The sequence below is a fragment of the Rhodococcus sp. BP22 genome (assembly GCF_014281965.1).
Lineage (GTDB): Bacteria > Actinomycetota > Actinomycetes > Mycobacteriales > Mycobacteriaceae > Rhodococcoides.
Genome location: NZ_JACFTB010000004.1, coordinates 317,098 through 335,330, shown reverse-complemented (window position 1 = coordinate 335,330; position 18,233 = coordinate 317,098). Strand labels below are relative to the sequence as shown.

Here is an 18,233-nt window from a genome sequence, read left to right as displayed (position 1 = left end):
GAACTGTGTGTGAATCTCGGTCGAAGTTCTCGGGCAGTGCCCATCGCGCCAGCGGGAAAGATCTATACCGAAGCTCACCCACTCTAAGCGTTCGAACCGACAGATTTTCCATGCTGTCGGTGTGTCCTGAGAGAACGATGACCGTGTCCTGCAGCTCTCGTGACAGGTGTGACGAAAGAGACGGAAGTCGATCGACCCGCCTCGACCTCGAGAGGATCAGCGACACGTCATCGTGGCGGCGGCACGGGCCCGTCGTCGGGAAGGGGGCCCACGACGGAAACGAATTCGGGAAGCAGCACTCGCACCGCGAAGCGCCCGGAAATCGCGTCGGCGGGCAGCGCTTCGACCGCCCGTACTCCCTCGGTGTTCTCGATGGAAAGCAACGCCGATGGAGTGGCACGGAGTACCGCGCCGACGACACAATCGCAGCCGGAGCCGAGCCGCGCGGCCGATGCGGCGTCGATCTGAGATTGACGGTCCCACTGGCCGGCGCTCATGCCGAGACGCGACGCAGCGAGGCTCTCTGCCCCCAGCACGGATTGCTCGCTCCCCGCGACACCGATGTCGATCACCTGACTCTGCACACGGTCCATCGGCACTCGCAGAAGTACCCGCGCAATCCGTTCGCCGTCGGCAACTGCAACCAGCCGCTGCGGGGAGAGAGGCGAGTCGAAAGAAACGAGAGCCCAACGCGGATTGCCGTCATCGACACCGCGCAGGGTCCCCCGCGCCATGTCGAGGTAATCCGACACCACCTCGCCGTTGTCCGGCCCGAGTCGATCGGTGTTCACCCCGGGTCGTGGAAGCGGATTCATCGCCCCGACCAACCAGAGCAGTCCCACCACGACTGCCAGCAATACGCCGGCCTCGAGTACCCCGCCGAACCGTCTCATGCCTTGCGCAATACCTCCAGCGCGTGCTGAAGATCAGCGGGATACTCGCTTTCGATCTCGACCCACCGTCCGTCGGATGGGTGCGTGAACCCCAACGACTTGGCGTGCAGCCACTGACGCTCGAGCCCGAGCCGTGCTGCGAGTTTCGGGTCCGCACCGTACGTCAGGTCGCCACAGCAAGGATGCCGGAGCGCCGAGAAATGCACCCGGATCTGATGAGTGCGACCGGTCTCGAGGTGCACGTCCAACAGGCTCGCAGCCTGAAAAGCCTCGATCGTGTCGTAGTGCGTCACACTGGCTTTGCCGTCGGCACGTACAGCGAACTTCCAATCGTTGCTGCCGTGACGCCCGATCGGGGCATCGATCGTCCCGCTGCTCGGGTCCGGATGTCCTTGCACCAGAGCGTGATACCGCTTGGAGATGGTGCGCTCCTTGAACGCGCGCTTGAGGACCGTGTACGCGCGCTCGGACGTAGCAACCATCATCACACCCGAGGTACCGACGTCGAGGCGATGCACGATGCCCTGACGCTCGTGCGACCCGGACGTCGAGATTCGATACCCGGCAGCAGCCAGTCCACCGATCACGGTAGGTCCGGTCCAGCCGACGCTCGCATGCGCAGCCACTCCGACCGGCTTGTCCACCGCGACGATATCGTCGTCGGCGTAGAGAATGGCCATTCCCGGGACCGGCTGCGCCACGACCGTCAACTCACGGGCGGGCTCGGGCAGTTCGACCTCGAGCCACGTGCCTGCCGACAGGCGGTCGGATTTACCGACCTTGGCACCGTCGACAACCACCGAGCCCTCTTCGGCGAGCGTGGCCACCACCGTCCTGGAGAAGCCGAGCAGCCGAGAGACGCCTGCGTCGACACGCATGCCGTCGAGTCCGTCGGGAACCGGCATCGAACGTGATTCCCTCATTTTTCCACTGCCGTCGTCGCTGTGGTGTTCTTCTTCGACTCGGTACGTCTACCGTTCGGTTCGAGCCCGAACAGGCTCAACGCGACCAGAAGAATTGCGCCGCACACGATAGAGGAGTCGGCGACATTGAACACCGGCCACCACCCCACCGACACGAAATCGACCACGTGCCCTTGCAACGGACCTGGGGAACGAAAGAAGCGATCGATGAGATTTCCGAGCGCGCCACCGAGAACGAGACCGAGGCCGAGGGCCCACCAGGGCGAACGCAACGTTCGTCCGATCCGAATCACGCCGATCACGACGCACACCGCCACGATGGTGAGCAACCAGGTCATCCCGGTTGCCATCGAGAACGCGGCGCCGGGGTTGCGCACCACGCGCAAGGTGACGACATCGCCGAAAATCTCGACCGGTCTGCCCGGCGAAATCCAATGGACGACGGCGATCTTGGTTGCAAGGTCGAACGCGAGCACGACCACCGCGATCACAACGAGCATCCGGGTACGCAGCGGCTTGTCGGGCACGCCGTCCGACTTCGTGGATTCCGCAGGAATATGGGCGCCTACGTGCGCGGCGTCGGGCGTCTCGGTAGTACTGTCGGGGCTGGTCGGATCGGTCGGGCGGTCTTCACTCACACCCCCATCATGTCGCATCGGGACCTCGCACCACACATCCGGACCGGTGGCGACCACTCTCGCGGGTGCCGTGTCCGTAATCTGGGTGCCGTGATCTCGACTTCCGAAACCTCCGCACGACGTCTACGCGGTCTTGCCGCCGTCGCCGCTATCGCCGCTCTCATGACGGCATGCACCTCCTCCGGGGAGGACACGTCGGCGGCAATGAGCTCGTCCCCTACCTCCGGCGTATCGCTGCCCGTCACCCCGGTGACGACAACCCTGTTGGACCCGGGTGTGGAACCACGATCGACCGTGACCTCTGTGCGAAGCGGCGATCAGACGGTTCAGCTCTCCACCCGTTCGGCAGTGACTCAGCAGATCGACGATCAGGCAGTGCAGGACTTCTCCACCCCCGAGCTCACCCTGCCGTTGACCGCGACGGACATGGGCTCCTCCGACACGGTGAACCTTCGCGTCGGCAAGGCGACATCAGCAGACCAACGACTCACCGACGCGTTGGCGCCGGCGGAAGGTTCGGCTGCCGGCTTGACCATGACCGATGCCGGGGCGGTCACTGCACTGACGATCACTCCGTCGGACGAGTCACAGGATTCAGCACGTGCGGCCATCGAGCAGGCGCTGAACCAGGCCGTGTACCGGTCGGTCTCGTATCCGGACGCCGAGATCGGCGTCGGCGCGGTGTGGACCGTGGAACAACAGGTCATCAGCGGAGTGACGCTCAACCAGGTGACGACCGCAACGCTGAGATCGCGGGACGGCGACCGCCTGACCATCGACCTGCGGATAGACCAGACGCCCGAGTCGACCACGCTGGAGCTGCCCGACAACGCCGGTTCGCTGGCCATCGATTCCTACACCATGACGGGAACGGGAACCCTCGAGGTCGACGCCGGCAAACCACTTCCGTTGTCGGGCGAGGTCACCGTCGGTGGCAAACAGCAGTACAGCGACCCCGAAGGATCGACCGTGCTGCGTCAGGACATCAGCGACACCGTTCGATGGACCACGCCATGAGCTCGCGGCCACTGCTGCTCACTGCACTGGCCGTCGCGACGGCGTTGTCGGCCGCCGCGTGCGGTGGGTCCGAGACCGCGCCCGATGACGCACCGAAGGTCGGACTCGGCCCGCTTGTCGCCGCACCCGATCCCTTGTTGGGATCGCCGATCAGCGATTCTGCGGCGCTACAGTCCGCGATGCTCACCATGGATCTACTCCCCGAAGGGTTTGCGCCGATTCCCGACCCGGTCCGTGATCTCGGCATGGATCCGGCTCCCGAGTACGACGCACCGGACCGGTCGGGCACCGATCCGAAAGCCTGCGGCGACGTCCTCGCACCGATCGAGCAACAACTGCCCGGTGCATCTGCGGTGGCCGACGTGCGTTACTCGGGTCCGAACTTCTCCTCGCTCGACGAGGACGCGGCGAGCTACCCCGGCCGCGGGGCAGCAGAGGCCTTCACTGCACTTCAAAACACTTTCGCGGAGTGCACCGAGTACTCCGGCACCGACGCTGACGGCGTGCGCGTGGACTATCGACTCGAAGGTCGCGAGCAGAACACAATCGGCGACGCTTCGGTCTCGGTTCGTCTGACCATCGACAGTGGCGGTTACACACTGGTCTCGGACGTCGTCGTTGCCGTCGTCGATTCGACGATCGTGCAACTTGTCGGGACCGGCCAGGATGCGTTCGATCCCGCAGTCGTGACCGAGTTGGCCACTACGGCGGTAGATCGCATCAGAGGCGCCGACCGAGGCGTATGAGACGACGCGTGCGCGCTACCTTCTCGAGCACCTCATCCCGGACACGCAAATGCCGGTGCCGCCCCGTGTGGGACGACACCGGCATCTATCCGATCGAGTGCTACGAGATCAAGCGCACGCGGGCGAAGTCAGCTGCGCGAGCTGCACGAGGCCACACGCGTTCTCCTTCGACAGCTTCCACTTTCCGTCTTCGGCGACGAAGGTGAAGTTGCCGGGGTTGGCCTGACCGTTGATGGTCAGCGTTGCGCCTGCGTTGAGCGTGCCGTCACCCAAGTCGTCGACGCTGGTGAGCTGAATCGCTGCACCGTTCTGTACGGCTGCGGCCGCGACCTGGTTGATGAGGTCGGGATCTGCCTCGGCGCCCTGGATGAGCTGAGCCTTCTCCTCCACCGGCACCGCTGGGTCGAGCCCGCGAAGCAGTTCCGCGTTGAGTTCCTCCGGTGTCGGAACCGGCGGGTAGTCGCCGCTCGCGTCGGGTGCGGCTGAAGCGGAAGATGCCGAAGCAGTGGTGGTTGTTGCGGTTTTGCCTTCATCGTCCGATCCGCACGCGGTCATCGTGAACGCTGCGGCAATCGCGATGCCTGCAACCATGGCCTTGCGGGTGTTACGAAGCTTCAAGTGCTTGTCCTTTTCACTCTGATCGCCAGCGATCACTGTCGATCACTGCGGGGTCAACTTGTCATAGTTCGTCTCGGGTGCCCCACTATGCCATCCGAAATCTCGCACGGCCAGATTCGGGTACCGACCGGTAGGAACTTGCATCACTGGAGACTGTCGAGCGGATCCGCCGCGAGGAGCATTTCGTCGCCCTCCGCAAAAGTACGAGCCCTACCCGGTCCGGAAGATCGGGTCTCGAAACGAACCGTCACCACGGAATGGCCTGCCCCCTGTATCCATCCGTGTCCGTACTCAGGATGCCTTACATCCATCCCGGGGTGCCACCTCGGGTTCGGTTCCGTTGCGATAGGCGCTGGGTCCGGTGTGGTCGTCGCATCGTGGAGAACATCGTCCGAGTGGTAGTCCAGTTCAGGAAAGAGCGACCCCTGCTGCACGGTCGACAACCCGGCCAAACCCACTCCTACCAAGCGAATCGGGCCCAGTTCCACCGGGTCGAGCACCAGTCGCTGGGCCGCGGCAACGATCGTCTGCTTGTCGACGGTTGCGTACGGAAGGGTCACCGAGCGCGTGAGGATACTCATGTCTGCTTTACGTAATTTCAGGACGACAGTTCGAGCGCCTCGGCCGTCCTTGCACAACCTGCGGTGGGCGGCGTCGCCACTCGATTCCACCGCAGCGCGCAGTTGGGCCAGCGTTACCAGATCATGTGCGAACGTAGTTTCGGCGCTGACCTGCTTCGCTTCGGCTCGCTCGGCCACCGCGCGATCGTCGATTCCCCGCGCAAGTCTGTGCAGGCTCGGTCCGACCGTCGCCCCGAGAATCGAGGCAACCTCCGATTCCGAAGTGGAGACGAAGGTGCCGATCGTGTCGATCCCGAGCCTGCGAAGCTTCTCCTCCGCCACCGGACCTATCCCCCACAGCTTGCGCACGGGCAATGCCGCCATCAACTCCGTCTGCTCGTGCGGAGTGACGACCTTGACACCATCCGGCTTGGCCAGCCCGGATGCAATTTTCGCAATCTGCTTTCCGGTACCCGCGCCGATCGACGCCACCAAGCCGGTTTCCGCCCGCACCAGAGTCCTCAGTGACTCGCAGAAGTCGAGTACCTCTGCCGACGTCGCACCCGCAAGCTCGGACGGCTCCCCGAACGCCTCGTCCATCGACAACTGTTCCAAGATCGGCATCGGAGTACGTAGAGCGTCGAACACTCGGCGACTGAGCGCCTGATACAAGGAACCACGAGGCGGCAACACGACGGCACCTCCCCCGACGAGACGTCGCGCCTGATGCATGGGCATCGCCGAGCGAGCGCCGAAAACTCGCGCTTCATAGCTGCATCCGGCAACGACCCCGCGTCCACCGGCCCCACCCACCAGGACCGGCCTACCCCGCAACGTGGGACGGGTCAGCTGCTCGACGGATGCGAAGAACGCATCCATGTCGAGATGCAGAACCCACCGCGCGCTGCGAGAATTCGTCATGACCGATGAACCTCGCGCGGATCACGACACTCCACCGTTGTCTCCCCCGGCTGGTCTCTCACTCTTGGCTGAGCTCGAAGCCCAACGATGCTGCCGCCCGCTGTGGTGACGGATCGCGCCACAGTTCGCCGTAGACCTCGTTCGCTGCCAGGGATCTGGTGACAGCCTTGTCGATATAGACCGTGCCGTCGAGGTGATCGGTTTCATGCGCCACGATCCGTGCCGGCCACCCGCGGACGATCTCGTCGATCTCATTGCCGTTCGAATCGACACATTCGAGCCGAACGGCCGCAGGACGCGAAACGACTGCCTGATACCCGGGCACCGACAGACACCCTTCGAAGAACGAGCGTCGAGCATCTCCGATAGCGGTGTATGTGGGATTGACGACAACCCGAAACGGCAGCGGGGTGCGCTCGCGCGCCTCCGCCATCTCCGCGTCCACCTCGTACATGTCCTCGATCACCGCTATCCGCAGCGGAATACCGATCTGCGGAGCAGCCAATCCGACGCCCGGCGCATCGTGCATCGTCGCCCGCATGACCTCTACGAGCCGCTCGAGTGTTCGGACCTCGAGTTGATCGATCAACGGCGCGGCCGAAGCCCGAAGCACCGGTTCACCGACGACCATGATCGGGACGACGCCACCGCGAGCCGAGGAGAGAATCTCGCGGACAGCGTCTTCCATCGATGCGGCTGCCGTCATCGCGCCCGGCTCACCAACGCGCGCACGCCTTCGCCCAACTCGATCGCGTCCGGGCCCGGATCCCCATTTACCAAGGTAAGCGCAAGGACCTCACCCTTGATGAGTTCCCGGTGGGTGTCGAGCCAGTCGCGTCGATCAGCCGGTACCTCGACGACGATATCGATTCGATCCGACACCTCCAGCCCGAGGTTACGGCGTGCATCCTGGAATTCACGGATGCGATCCTTCGCCCAACCCTCGGCTTCGAGTTCAGCTGTGACATTCGAATCGAGCACGACCAGTCCTGCGTTTCCGGGCAACGCAGCCGTCGAATCCGGTTCGGCAGCAACCAATTTGCGGGTGTACTCGGAGGGCAGCAGCTCGATCCCAGCAGCGCTGACCACACCGTTCGCGTCCTCGGACCATTCCCCAGCTTTGACGGCCTTGATGACCTTCTGAACGTCCTTGCCGATGCGGGGGCCTGCCGCCCGAGCGTTGACGACAAGTTCGAACTTGCCGTGCACAGCGACATCGTCGGTCAGATCCACCTTCTTGACATTGACCTCGTCCGCGATGATGTCGGCGTATGGACGCAACCGCTCCGCGTTCTCGGCAGCGACGGTGACCTCGGGCAGCGGCAAACGCACTCGAAGATTCTGCGCTTTACGTAGGCCGAGAACAGTGGAGCAGATGGTTCGAACCTCATCCATGGACTCGACGAGTTCGGGATCGGAAGGCAGCTCACCCGCGTCAGGCCAGTCCATCAGGTGCACCGAGCGCCCGCCGGTAAGACCACGCCACACGACTTCACTGATCAACGGCAGAAGCGGAGCCGCGATCCGCGTCAGAACTTCCAATACCGTGTGGAGCGTGTCGATCGCATCGACGTTCTCACTCCAGAACCTCGAACGCGAGCGTCGCACATACCAATTGGTCAAAGCATCACAGAACACGCGGAGTTCGTCGCACGCACCTGCGATGTCGTTTCCCTCCAACGCATCGGTGATCGCATCGCGAGTCGCAGCCAGCTTCGCAAGCACGTACCGATCGAGAACATGCGGCGAATCGGTACGCCACACGCCCGGCTTCTCCGCGTACAACTGCAAAAAGCTCCACGCGTTCCAGATCGGCAGTAAGGCCTGACGAACACCCTCGCGGATGCCCTGCTCGGTCACGACGAGATTTCCGCCTCGAAGGATGGGCGAAGACATCAGGAACCAACGCATGGCATCGGAACCGTCCCTGTCGAACACTTCCTTCACATCCGGATAGTTCCCCTTCGACTTGCTCATCTTCAAGCCGTCGTCACCGAGGACGATCCCATGTGCTGCAACAGTTTTGAACGCCGGCCTATCGAACAGAGCCGTCGCCAACACATGCAGCGTGTAAAACCATCCGCGTGTCTGACCGTTGTACTCGACGATGAAATCACCGGGGTTGTGAGTGGCGAACCACTCCTCGTTCTCGAACGGAAAGTGCACCTGGGCATATGGCATCGAACCGGACTCGAACCAGCAGTCCAACACCTCCGGAACACGACGCATGGTCGAGTTGCCGGTCGGGTCGTCGGGATTCGGCCGCGTCAGATCGTCGATGTAGGGACGATGGAGATCGGTCGGTCGCACACCGAAATCACGCTCGAGATCATCGAGACTGCCATAGACGTCGAGCCTCGGATACGCCGGATCGTCAGAGGTCCACACCGGAATAGGACTACCCCAGTAGCGGTTTCGGCTGATGTTCCAGTCCCGCGCGCCCGCGAGCCACTTACCGAACTGCCCGTCCTTGATGTGTTCGGGGACCCACGTGATCTCCTGGTTCAGCTCGACCATGCGATCGCGGAACTTGGTCACCGCCACGAACCACGACGGAACCGCCATGTAGATGAGCGGCTGACCACTCCGCCAGCTATGCGGGTAGGAGTGCTCGATCGTCTCGTGACGCAGCAACCGTCCCGATGCCTTCAGATCCTTGATGATGACGGGGTTCGCATCGAACACCATCAGGCCCTCGTACGGCGGCACCATCGAGGTGAACTTTCCACCCGGATCGAGCGGTTGCACCACCTCGATACCGTTGGCAGTCGCTACGTCCATGTCCTCTTCACCGAATGCGGGCGCCAAGTGCACGATTCCGGTACCGGAATCGGTAGTCACGTAGTCGGCGGACAGTACGCGATGCGAGTTGGGATGTCCGATGAAGAAGTCGAACGGAGGCGTGTACTTCAGCCCGACGAGATCGGCACCGGTGTGCTCGGACAACACCGTCGGGTTCTCCCCCAGCTCCCGGGCGTAATGAGCCACTCGATCACGTGCGAGTACGACGCGTCCGCCTTCACCGTCCTCGACCTGTACATAGTCGATGTCCGGACGCACCGCCATCGCGAGATTCGACGGGATGGTCCACGGAGTCGTCGTCCAGATCAAAGCATCGGCGCCGTCGAGGGGCGACCCAGGCGCAGAGAGCGCCATTCGCACGGTGACGGCAGGATCCTGACGCATCTTGTATGCGTCGTCGAGACGGGTCTCCTGGTTCGACAGCGGTGTCTGCTCGTACCAGGAGTACGGAAGAACTCGGAAGCCCTGGTAGATGAGCCCCTTGTCGTGGAGCGTCTTGAATGCCCACATGACCGACTCCATGAAGTCGAGGTCGAGGGTCTTGTAGTCGTTGTCGAAGTCGACCCAACGTGCTTGACGGGTCACGTAGTCGCGCCATTCGTCGGTGTACTGCAGGACCGACTGCTTGCAGTAAGCGTTGAACTTCGCCAACCCCATCTCGTCGATCTCGGACTTGTCCTTGATCCCGAGTTGCTTCTCGGCTTCGAGTTCGGCCGGCAACCCATGGCAGTCCCAGCCGAACCGTCGCTCGACCTTCATGCCCCGCATCGTCTGGAAGCGCGGTACGAGATCCTTGACATATCCGGTCAGAAGATGGCCGTAGTGCGGCAGTCCGTTGGCGAACGGAGGGCCGTCGTAGAAGACGAATTCTTCGGCGCCTTCACGGTTGTCCACACTGGCGCGGAAGGTTCCATCCGCGGCCCACGCGTCGAGGACCTTTTTCTCGAGATCGGGGAACGATACGCTGCCGGCTTTCGTGCCGTAGATGTCGACAAGCGGGTAGGAATCGCGTGTCGATGTGTGATCGTCGGTCATGATGACTCCTCGTGCCATCCGCTCGTGTGAGCGGAACGTAGTCGGCACGGGGACGATGTCCGACGTCTCTTTACGTCGGTACCGCGGTACCACCCCGTTTGCATCGGATTCGCCCTCACAGGACGATCCGATGCCACTCACACGGGCTGTAACGGGCCCACCCGTTCGGTTCTACTGAGCAGGCCCGTTGCAGGCTCGCCGTTCTTCCGAAGACTCCCCGGTGATTGCCGGATCGACGCCTGACTTCTTTCGATCGAACTTCCAGACTGGCTGGTGCTCAGGACTGATGCTTGGGCGGAGAAAGATGATCGGGAGGAGACTTCCTACCGGCCAACGCGCCCACCAGCAACAGAACCGCACCAACTACACATACTGCGATACAGCCCCAAGCCCAGATCACCGAGCCGGTCATCAAAGCGATGACCAGCAAGGCAAACCCCACTGCCGCCGCACACAGCGTCAGTACAAGCACAACACACCTCGTTCCAGATGCCCCGGCAAGCGATCGTCAGGTCCGGAGCGAGCGGTCGCGCGCCATGCGTGAAGCGAACAACCTTTAGTTGTTGCCCTTGGCGTACGACTGGCTGTACCCGGAGGACTGTCCCTCTTGGTTGAAGCCGTCCTTGCCATTGTCCACAGGCAGGGCCGAGGAGCGATTCTCCAGCTCTTCGAGCTGCGATTCCAGGTACGACTTGAGACGGACCCGGTACTCGCGCTCGAACGTCTTGAGCTGCTCGATACGACCTTCAAGAACAGATCGCTGTTCGTTGATCGTCGCCATTATCTCGGTGTGCTTGCGTTCGGCATCGGCCTGAAGTGCGTCGGCCTTCTCCTTCGCCTGCCTGAGCTGCGTCTCCGACCTTGTCTGTGCATCCGACAATAGCGACTCGGATTTTTGACGAGCATCCGTGACCATTGCCTCCGAACGCGTACGCGCATCGGTGACGAGGCGCTCGGCGTTGGTCCGCGCGTTGCCGAGCAACTGCTCCGACTCGGTTTTCGCATCGCTCGTCAGACGATCTGCCATTTCCTGAGCGAGACCCAGGATCTTGGCCGCCTGCATGTTGGAATCGGCGCTTTGCGACGCGGCAACGGGGGCCGGAGCTGGGGCCACCACAGGTGCAGGCTTGGGAGGCTCGACCGGGCGTTGCGGCTCCGGAGGTCGCTGAGGCTCTGGCGCCTTCTGCGGAACGGGTGCAGATTGGCCGGAACCGGACTGGCCCGAGCCTGACTGTCGCGCCGAACTCTTGGAGTCGGACAGCTCCTGATCGAGCTCGCCCACTCGCTGGCGCAGATCAGCATTTTCTTCGATCAGTCGCGACAGCTCTTGCTCGACGAGATCGAGGAATGCATCTACCTCGTCTTCGTTGTAGCCGCGCTTTCCGATCGGCGGCTTACTGAACGCGACATTGTGCACATCAGCTGGAGTCAGCGGCATGGAAGGATCCCTTCACGCGTCTTGAGGCGGTAGAGCAAGCATTCAGTTATATCCCATTCCATACGGTCCGGAACAATCAAACTGTAACTGGCGTCCATTCTGTCACATCGGTCGCGCTGGTCGCCCGCGTCCCCGAAGTCTTGTACCAAAGTATCGAACCCTACGATCCCAGCCCTCTCACGACAGTCATCAGGATGAACACCCCGAAGAGCAACACCATGATCGACAAGTCGAGTCGAACTCCGCCGAGATTCACCGGCGGTATCAGTCTGCGAAGCAGCTTGACCGGCGGGTCGGTCACCGTGAAAATCGCTTCGAGCAGTATCACCACAATTCCAGTGGGACGCCAGTCGCGGGCGAACGTTCTGATGAATTCGACGATGATGCGGCCGATGAGAAGCAGCCAGAACATGAAAAGTACGAAATAGAGAACCGCAAACAAGGCCACGTCTCATACTGTGCCCGAAAAAAGCGGCTCGATCAAAGCGACCAGGTCAGAGACCCCCGACGCCCGATCGAGCCGCGGACTTATCGCACAACTCGTCTGAGTCATTGCTGACTGTAGAAGCCGGTTTCGGCGATCCGGCGACGCTCCTGAGGCGATACGTCGACATCAGCGGGCGAGAGGAGAAACACCTTCGTCGCGACCTTGTCGAAGGAGCCGCGCAGTGCAAACGCCAGTCCCGCGGCGAAGTCCACCAAACGCTTCGCGTCGGCATTGCTCATCTCGACGAGATCCATGATGACGGGAGTGCCGTCACGAAAGCGCTCACCGATGGTGCGCGCCTCGCTGTAGTCGCGTGGCTGCAACGTGGTGATCTTGGACAAGGGGCCTCCGTCGTCGACGATTGGGCTTCGACGAGTTTCTGCCCGGACATCCATCCTGGTATCGACGGCGAGGTTTCCGCGCGTCGCCGCCGGCCGAGCACCGCCGCCGGATGTACCGCGCGAACTCCTGCCCCCGATCGGTGCCAGAGTGGGAGCCGACCGAGGCGCCTCGAAGTCGTCGTAGTCTTCGGCGTCGTCCAGATTGGCATGCGCGGGCCGTCGAGAAGTAAAGCTGGGGCCGCCGAATTCACGGTCGCCGCGCTCGTCGAGTTCGGCGTACGGGTCGCGGCCCCGCGAAACACGATGAGTATCGGGTTCGTCGAGGTAGTCGTCTTCATAGTCCGCGAGTGGAACCATTCCGAAGTACGCCTTGAACTTGTGCAGGGTGCTCATCGATCCTTGCCTTCCTTCAAAACTGGCCATTCGGGCTTCACTCCCGGGCGGGTGTTCAGCGTGTCGTCTCCAGGTTCACATTGGGTCAGTTGTGACTGATGTGAACCCTGGTCTCTACAGCGAGGTTATCGGCCGCGAACCGAGTATTGCGGTACCGACACGCACGCACGTCGATCCGTGTCGCACAGCCGCTTCCAGGTCGCCGGTCATGCCCGCAGACAGTTCGACCGCCTCTGGATGATCGACCAGAACACGCCGGTGCAGTTCGGCAAGATCGGCGAACGAACTATCGGGGTCGGCTTCGATCGGCGGGACCGCCATCAATCCCGCAAGTGAGAGATCCTCTGCCGATGCGACGAGGTGAACCAGTTCGTCCAGTTGTTCGCGTTCGATGCCGGCCCGATGAACATCGCCATCGAGACTCACTTGAATCAGCACCCGCAGAGGGGTTGTCCGCTCGCCCTCGCCCAGCGCTCGCTGCACTGCGTTCTGAAGCGCCTGAACCAACCGCGCGCTGTCCACCGAATGGATCGAATAGGCCCACTTCGCAACCGACTTCGCCTTGTTCCTCTGCAAATGCCCGATCATGTGCCATTTCGCGGGAGAGTCGGCAAAGTGCTCGGCCGTCTCGTGCGCCTTGACCGTTGCTTCCTGCTCCCGCGACTCACCGAACTCACGGCAACCCAGTCGATAGAGAATTTCGACGTCACTCGAGGGGAAGAACTTGGTGACCGGAAGCAGGGTCACGTCCTCTTCGGCGCGGCCGGCGGAGATACACGCCGCACGCAGCCGATCTCGCACCGACAGCAGTGCGTTCTCTATCTCTACGGCTCTATCACTTGCGATAGTCATGGCAACAGTCAAGCAGGCTCGGTGTCCATCCAGATCACGCTGGCAAACCTGCCGGTCGGTGCTTCCCGCCGATGGCTGAACAGGGTTCTGTCCTCGATGGTGCACCGAGGATCTACCACCACCGCCGATACACCGGAAGCCTCGAGTTGCCTACGAATGCCCGCTCGGATATCGAGGCCCGGCGTCTTACGAACCGTCGTGGTTGCACTACCGGGTAAATGCCGCTCGACGTCGGCCCGCATATGCGCAGGCACTTCGTACTGGCGGCCACTTGCTGCCGGACCCAGAAAAGCACCGACACGTCCGAGGTCCGCACCTAGCGACACCATCGCCTCCAGCACCTTGGGCACGATGCCGATTCGGGCACCCACCCGCCCTGCATGGACTGCAGCGATCACTCCTGCCTCGTCGTCGGACAGCAGAAGCGGAACACAATCTGCAGTCAGTACCACCAGGCCGAGATTGCGAACGGTCGTCACGATTGCGTCGGTGACCGGTACGGGCTCGGAGACCGGACCGTCCACCACCGTGACGGTGCGACCATGCACCTGCTCCATCCACACCAAGCGGTCGACGCCCAGGCCCAGTTCCCGTCCCAGTCGTTCGCGGTTTGCCGCGACCGCCACCGGAGCGTCACCCACATGGTCGCCGAGATTGAAAGTGTCGAACGGCGGCGCCGACACACCACCCGCTCTGGTGGTGGTAACCCTGCGGACTTTGCCGTTCAGCGCGACATTCCTCTCGGTAGGTGCAATCCCTCTCTGGATGTTCGGATCAGCGACGCATGAACGACGGTACGTCGACCTCGTCTTCGCCCTCTTCTTCGGTCACCGGTACACGTCGCCCAGTCCCGGGCACACCGTTCGACGGCGCGTTGCGTGACTCCGAATTCGGCAGCGGCGGAAGACTACTTCCACTCGGAGCACCTGCGGAATCACGAAAAACTCCCGCCGAACTGGTCGAATCCGATGGCCTCGACGAGGACACTTCGCCGGATCGGGCCGAACCGACGGATCCGCGCGCATTTCCGGGCGCAGCTTCCACGGGTCGACGGGTGGGGGTGCCACCGTCGAAACCGGCGGCGATCACGGTGACCCGCACCTCGTCACCGAGCGAGTCGTCGATGACCGTGCCGAAGATGATGTTGGCGTCGATGTGAGCGGCTTCCTGCACCAGCGACGCAGCCTCGTTGATTTCGAACAGACCCAGGTCGGACCCGCCGGCGATCGACAGCAGTACGCCTCGGGCGCCTTCCATCGACGCTTCGAGCAACGGTGAATTGATGGCAGATTCCGCCGCCTTGATGGCCCGACCCTCACCGCGTGAGGATCCGATTCCCATCAGGGCACTACCGGCGCCGGACATGACACCCTTCACATCTGCGAAGTCGACGTTGATCAACCCTGGAGTCGTGATGAGATCGGTGATTCCCTGGACGCCGTTGAGCAGTACCTCGTCCGCACTTCGGAATGCATCCATCAAACTGACGGCCGCATCTCCCAACTGCAGTAGCCGATCGTTGGGGATCACTATCAACGTGTCGCAGGATTCGCGAAGCTGCTGAATTCCGGTGTCGGCCTGGCCGCCGCGACGCTTGCCCTCGAACGAGAACGGTCGTGTGACGACTCCGACAGTCAGAGCACCGAGTTTGCGGGCGATATTGGCGACGACGGGCGCGCCACCGGTACCGGTGCCACCGCCTTCACCTGCGGTGACGAAAACCATGTCGGCCCCCTTGAGGACCTCCTCGATCTCGTCTTTGTGATCGTCTGCCGCGCGGCGACCCACTTCGGGGTCCGCTCCGGCACCGAGTCCGCGAGTCAGCTCGCGACCTACATCGAGTTTGACGTCGGCGTCGCTCATGAGAAGTGCTTGAGCATCGGTGTTGACCGCGATGAACTCGACTCCCTTGAGTCCCTGTTCGATCATGCGGTTGACCGCGTTAACGCCGCCGCCGCCGATGCCGACGACCTTGATTACGGCGAGGTAGTTGTGCGGGGGCGTCATGGGCTCTCGCCTTCCGTGGTTGTTGTCTGGACTGTCAGGTACGGGAAGAGTCTCAACCTGAACCATAGGCTTAGAGTTATGTCAAGTACTCGACTTGATGAACGCTATTGATCGGTGCAAGCTTCTGCCATTAGGCGCGCCGGGCACCGCGAAAAGATTTTGCTTCAGACCGTACCTGTCGGTCGCTCGAACAGCTACTTGATGGTGGGTAGATCTGGGCTCGATACATCCAGAACCTGTCCAGGCTGAGACAACAAGGTAAGCGCCACAGCAGATTTGCGCTCCGAATTGTCGCTACTTCCCCACACGAGCGTCCTCCCGTCGAGCAACAAAAGAGACACCTCCGATATTGACGTCGCGCGAACCTCGCCGACTTGACCACGAAGAGCGTCAGGCATCGAATCCAGTACGGCCAGTCCGCTTGTCGTAGCTGCATCCCCTGGACCGGGTGTATCGGTCACCAAGCGCACGACTCCCGGCAGGGGCGGACCGACCGCAAAGTCGACGCCGTCCTTGTCGAGCAAGTGAGTTCCGTCCGGCTCGTCCACGAACGCCACGGGCACTCGCTCCGTCACCGTCACCCGCACGGTGGACGGATACATCCGTTGAACACGTACCGACGCCACTGCCGGGATAGCCGCGACACGCTGTGCAGCTGATCCAACATCGACCCGAACGAGCTTCTCCCCCAGCAAGATGTCGAGGTCGGCGACAATTTCTTCCTCGGACACAGTCACGTTTCCGGTGACCTCGACCTTGCGGACCGACAACACAGGGGTGAGGTACACCAGGGCAAATCCCGCCACGATCACAGCCACCACCACCGCCGCGATCAGTCCGAGCTTGCGACGCGACTGCGAGACACGCAGACGTTCCGCTTCTCGAGCCTCACGCCTGCGCTCGCGATCCTTCGCCTCGTGCGATGCGGCCGCCGAATTCACACCGGCCGTCGACCTTCCGGTGGATTCGCCATTCTTCGGTGTCACCGCGGATTTCGGTCTTGCCTTGGACGTGCGATCAGGCTTGGCGGTACGGCGTCGACTCCCCCGCTCGGGCCGACCGGTCACTCCGATGCCCGACCTTGCCCGATCCTGAAGTCGGTCTTCGACCGCAACGCATCGAGAATGGGTCCGGCCAACATCGTGACATCGCCGGCGCCCATGGTGATGACCACGTCTCCGGGGGCGGTCAGCGCGGCAACCTGCTTGGCCACCAAAGATAGATCCGGCTGATAGTTGACCGGAACGGTCACCGCCGCTGCCACCAGAGCACCCGTAACCCCGGGGAGCGGTTCTTCGCGTGCGCCGTACACATCGAGTACGACCACCTCGTCGGCAAGGCTCAACGCCGTACCGAACTCGGAAGCGAAAGTTTCGGTCCGCGAATACAGGTGCGGTTGGAAGACCACGATCACCCGTCCACGCTCGTCTGGGCCTGCGACTCCAGCGACGAGTTGCTGTGCCGCAGTCAGCACCGCACGAACCTCCGTCGGGTGGTGCGCATAGTCGTCGAAGACGCGAACACCGTGTTCGCGCCCACGGAGCTGGAACCGGCGATGAACGCCACCGAAACCGGCGAGACCGGCCAGTAGTTCGTCGACCCCGGCCCCTACCTGACACCCTGCGCTGAACGCGGCAAGAGCATTGAGCGCTGTGTGACGTCCGGGAACCCCCAGGCGCAACGTCCGCGGTTTCAGCTCACCCTCGACCAACAATTGGGCCACACCCCCGACGTCCTCGGGTTCCCAACTCAGAAGTCGGACCGCCATCTCGACCTCGCCCGTATCGACGTTCGCCGATCCATAACCGAGCACCCGAACCCCTGGCAGTGCGCGTGCGTGGATTCGCTGAGCGAGTGCGGCGGACCCCGGGTCGTCCATGCAGGCGACCAACACACCACCTGGCTCGAGCAAGGCCGCGAAATCGTCGAAGACCTGCACGTAGGCCTCGGTCGTGCCGAAGTAGTCGAGATGATCGGCCTCGATATTGGTGACGATCACGACGTTCGGGCTGTACTGCAGCAGGGATCCGTCGCTCTCATCGGCTTCCGCTACGAATACGTCGCCACTGCCGTGGTGCGCATTGGTGCCGGACTCGTTGAGCTCACCACCGACGGCGAAGGAGGGGTCGAATCCGCAGTGCTGCAACGCAACCACGAGCATCGACGTCGTAGAGGTCTTTCCATGGGTCCCGGACACCAGCAGGGCGCGATACCCGTCCATCAACGAGGACAACACGGCAGGCCGCAGCACGATCGGAATACCACGTTCCTCGGCAGCGACGAGTTCGGGATTGTCTTTCGGAATCGCGGCGAGCGTCGTGACGACGACGGTGGGTCCACCCGGCAGCATGTCCAAAGCGGAACTGTCGTGCCCGACTCGGACTTGGGCACCACGTGCCCGAAGCGCAAGAACACCGCGACTCTCCTTGGCATCCGACCCGGAGACCTGGCCACCACGAGCCAGCAGAATACGTGCAATGCCCGACATACCGGCACCGCCGATGCCGACCATGTGCACTCTCGCGAGCTCGGCTGGAAGCTCGGACATGTCCATCCTTTCAC

At 62.6% G+C, this 18,233-nt stretch carries 18 protein-coding genes; 2 read left to right on the top strand and 16 right to left on the bottom strand.

Translation table 11 applies throughout. The features are described from left to right. Positions 1–227: 227 nt before the first annotated feature. The 3 genes from H2510_RS11180 to lspA are packed head-to-tail and all read right to left on the bottom strand — an operon-like array spanning position 228 to position 2,472. Positions 228–893, bottom strand: a complete 666-nt coding sequence (locus tag H2510_RS11180; protein WP_186628374.1) for a hypothetical protein — start codon at positions 891–893, stop codon at positions 228–230. Next, entirely contained in the window at positions 890–1,816 is a 927-nt protein-coding gene (locus H2510_RS11175; RefSeq protein ID WP_088945607.1) for an RluA family pseudouridine synthase, read from the bottom strand. The genes H2510_RS11180 and H2510_RS11175 overlap by 4 nt, the downstream gene beginning before the upstream one ends. Beyond that, the gene (gene lspA / locus H2510_RS11170; RefSeq protein ID WP_397517349.1) at positions 1,813–2,472 is read right to left on the bottom strand and encodes a signal peptidase II; all 660 of its coding nucleotides are present in this window, start codon (positions 2,470–2,472) and stop codon (positions 1,813–1,815) included. Before lspA ends, H2510_RS11175 begins: the two co-directional genes overlap by 4 nt. 144 nt (positions 2,473–2,616) lie before the next feature. Between lspA and H2510_RS11165 the strand changes: the two genes are divergently transcribed. After that, positions 2,617–3,471 carry a hypothetical protein gene (locus H2510_RS11165; protein WP_261392891.1) on the top strand — a complete coding sequence of 285 codons (855 nt, stop codon included), beginning with the start codon at positions 2,617–2,619 and terminating at the stop codon, positions 3,469–3,471. Next, on the top strand, positions 3,468–4,217 hold the full coding sequence (locus H2510_RS11160; protein ID WP_261392858.1) for a hypothetical protein: 750 nt from the start codon (positions 3,468–3,470) through the stop codon (positions 4,215–4,217). The genes H2510_RS11165 and H2510_RS11160 overlap by 4 nt, the downstream gene beginning before the upstream one ends. A gap of 108 nt (positions 4,218–4,325) precedes the next feature. Here the strand turns inward: H2510_RS11160 and H2510_RS11155 are convergent, their stop codons facing one another. The 13 genes from H2510_RS11155 to murC form a co-directional block, all read right to left on the bottom strand. Further along, entirely contained in the window at positions 4,326–4,835 is a 510-nt protein-coding gene (locus H2510_RS11155) for a hypothetical protein (protein WP_186628372.1), read from the bottom strand. Between the two features lie 143 nt (positions 4,836–4,978). Further along, complete coding sequence (locus tag H2510_RS11150; RefSeq protein ID WP_186628371.1) at positions 4,979–6,316, bottom strand: DNA polymerase IV; 1,338 nt, start codon at positions 6,314–6,316, stop codon at positions 4,979–4,981. Positions 6,317–6,374: 58 nt separating this feature from the next. Beyond that, positions 6,375–7,022 carry a peptide deformylase gene (locus tag H2510_RS11145; RefSeq protein WP_186628370.1) on the bottom strand — a complete coding sequence of 216 codons (648 nt, stop codon included), beginning with the start codon at positions 7,020–7,022 and terminating at the stop codon, positions 6,375–6,377. Then, positions 7,019–10,153 (bottom strand): isoleucine--tRNA ligase, encoded by a 3,135-nt coding sequence (ileS, locus tag H2510_RS11140; protein WP_186628369.1) that lies wholly within the window; start codon positions 10,151–10,153, stop codon positions 7,019–7,021. Before ileS ends, H2510_RS11145 begins: the two co-directional genes overlap by 4 nt. A 277-nt stretch (positions 10,154–10,430) precedes the next feature. After that, a complete protein-coding gene (locus H2510_RS11135; protein ID WP_186628368.1) occupies positions 10,431–10,625 on the bottom strand; it encodes a hypothetical protein in 195 nt (64 codons plus the stop codon). 84 nt (positions 10,626–10,709) lie between these two features. Next, positions 10,710–11,591, bottom strand: coding sequence for a DivIVA domain-containing protein (locus tag H2510_RS11130; RefSeq protein ID WP_186628367.1), 882 nt, complete (start codon positions 11,589–11,591; stop codon positions 10,710–10,712). Between the two features lie 160 nt (positions 11,592–11,751). Continuing rightward, the gene (locus tag H2510_RS11125) at positions 11,752–12,039 is read right to left on the bottom strand and encodes a YggT family protein (protein ID WP_084346610.1); all 288 of its coding nucleotides are present in this window, start codon (positions 12,037–12,039) and stop codon (positions 11,752–11,754) included. Between the two features lie 101 nt (positions 12,040–12,140). Next, complete coding sequence (locus H2510_RS11120) at positions 12,141–12,812, bottom strand: cell division protein SepF (RefSeq protein WP_186628366.1); 672 nt, start codon at positions 12,810–12,812, stop codon at positions 12,141–12,143. Between the two features lie 114 nt (positions 12,813–12,926). Beyond that, complete coding sequence (locus H2510_RS11115; RefSeq protein ID WP_186628365.1) at positions 12,927–13,664, bottom strand: YggS family pyridoxal phosphate-dependent enzyme; 738 nt, start codon at positions 13,662–13,664, stop codon at positions 12,927–12,929. Positions 13,665–13,672: 8 nt separating this feature from the next. Next, the gene (pgeF, locus tag H2510_RS11110) at positions 13,673–14,392 is read right to left on the bottom strand and encodes a peptidoglycan editing factor PgeF (RefSeq protein ID WP_186628503.1); all 720 of its coding nucleotides are present in this window, start codon (positions 14,390–14,392) and stop codon (positions 13,673–13,675) included. Between the two features lie 46 nt (positions 14,393–14,438). Next, complete coding sequence (gene ftsZ / locus H2510_RS11105) at positions 14,439–15,671, bottom strand: cell division protein FtsZ (RefSeq protein ID WP_186628364.1); 1,233 nt, start codon at positions 15,669–15,671, stop codon at positions 14,439–14,441. A 194-nt stretch (positions 15,672–15,865) separates the two neighbouring features. Beyond that, positions 15,866–16,657: an FtsQ-type POTRA domain-containing protein gene (locus H2510_RS11100; RefSeq protein ID WP_315901329.1), complete on the bottom strand. Its 792-nt coding sequence runs from the start codon at positions 16,655–16,657 to the stop codon at positions 15,866–15,868. A 77-nt stretch (positions 16,658–16,734) separates the two neighbouring features. After that, positions 16,735–18,219: a UDP-N-acetylmuramate--L-alanine ligase gene (gene murC, locus H2510_RS11095; protein ID WP_186628363.1), complete on the bottom strand. Its 1,485-nt coding sequence runs from the start codon at positions 18,217–18,219 to the stop codon at positions 16,735–16,737. Between the last annotated feature and the right edge of the window lie 14 nt (positions 18,220–18,233).

Coding starts and splice junctions, on each gene's coding strand:
- ileS (WP_186628369.1), bottom strand. CDS start 10,153: ATGACCGACGATCACACATCGACACGCGATTCCTACCCGCTTGTCGAC.
- H2510_RS11120 (WP_186628366.1), bottom strand. CDS start 12,812: ATGAGCACCCTGCACAAGTTCAAGGCGTACTTCGGAATGGTTCCACTC.
- H2510_RS11165 (WP_261392891.1), top strand. CDS start 2,617: ATGACGGCATGCACCTCCTCCGGGGAGGACACGTCGGCGGCAATGAGC.
- H2510_RS11160 (WP_261392858.1), top strand. CDS start 3,468: ATGAGCTCGCGGCCACTGCTGCTCACTGCACTGGCCGTCGCGACGGCG.
- ftsZ (WP_186628364.1), bottom strand. CDS start 15,671: ATGACGCCCCCGCACAACTACCTCGCCGTAATCAAGGTCGTCGGCATC.
- lspA (WP_397517349.1), bottom strand. CDS start 2,472: ATGCGACATGATGGGGGTGTGAGTGAAGACCGCCCGACCGATCCGACC.
- murC (WP_186628363.1), bottom strand. CDS start 18,219: ATGTCCGAGCTTCCAGCCGAGCTCGCGAGAGTGCACATGGTCGGCATC.
- H2510_RS11150 (WP_186628371.1), bottom strand. CDS start 6,316: ATGACGAATTCTCGCAGCGCGCGGTGGGTTCTGCATCTCGACATGGAT.
- H2510_RS11130 (WP_186628367.1), bottom strand. CDS start 11,591: ATGCCGCTGACTCCAGCTGATGTGCACAATGTCGCGTTCAGTAAGCCG.
- H2510_RS11145 (WP_186628370.1), bottom strand. CDS start 7,022: ATGACGGCAGCCGCATCGATGGAAGACGCTGTCCGCGAGATTCTCTCC.
- H2510_RS11180 (WP_186628374.1), bottom strand. CDS start 893: ATGAGACGGTTCGGCGGGGTACTCGAGGCCGGCGTATTGCTGGCAGTC.
- H2510_RS11175 (WP_088945607.1), bottom strand. CDS start 1,816: ATGAGGGAATCACGTTCGATGCCGGTTCCCGACGGACTCGACGGCATG.
- H2510_RS11115 (WP_186628365.1), bottom strand. CDS start 13,664: ATGACTATCGCAAGTGATAGAGCCGTAGAGATAGAGAACGCACTGCTG.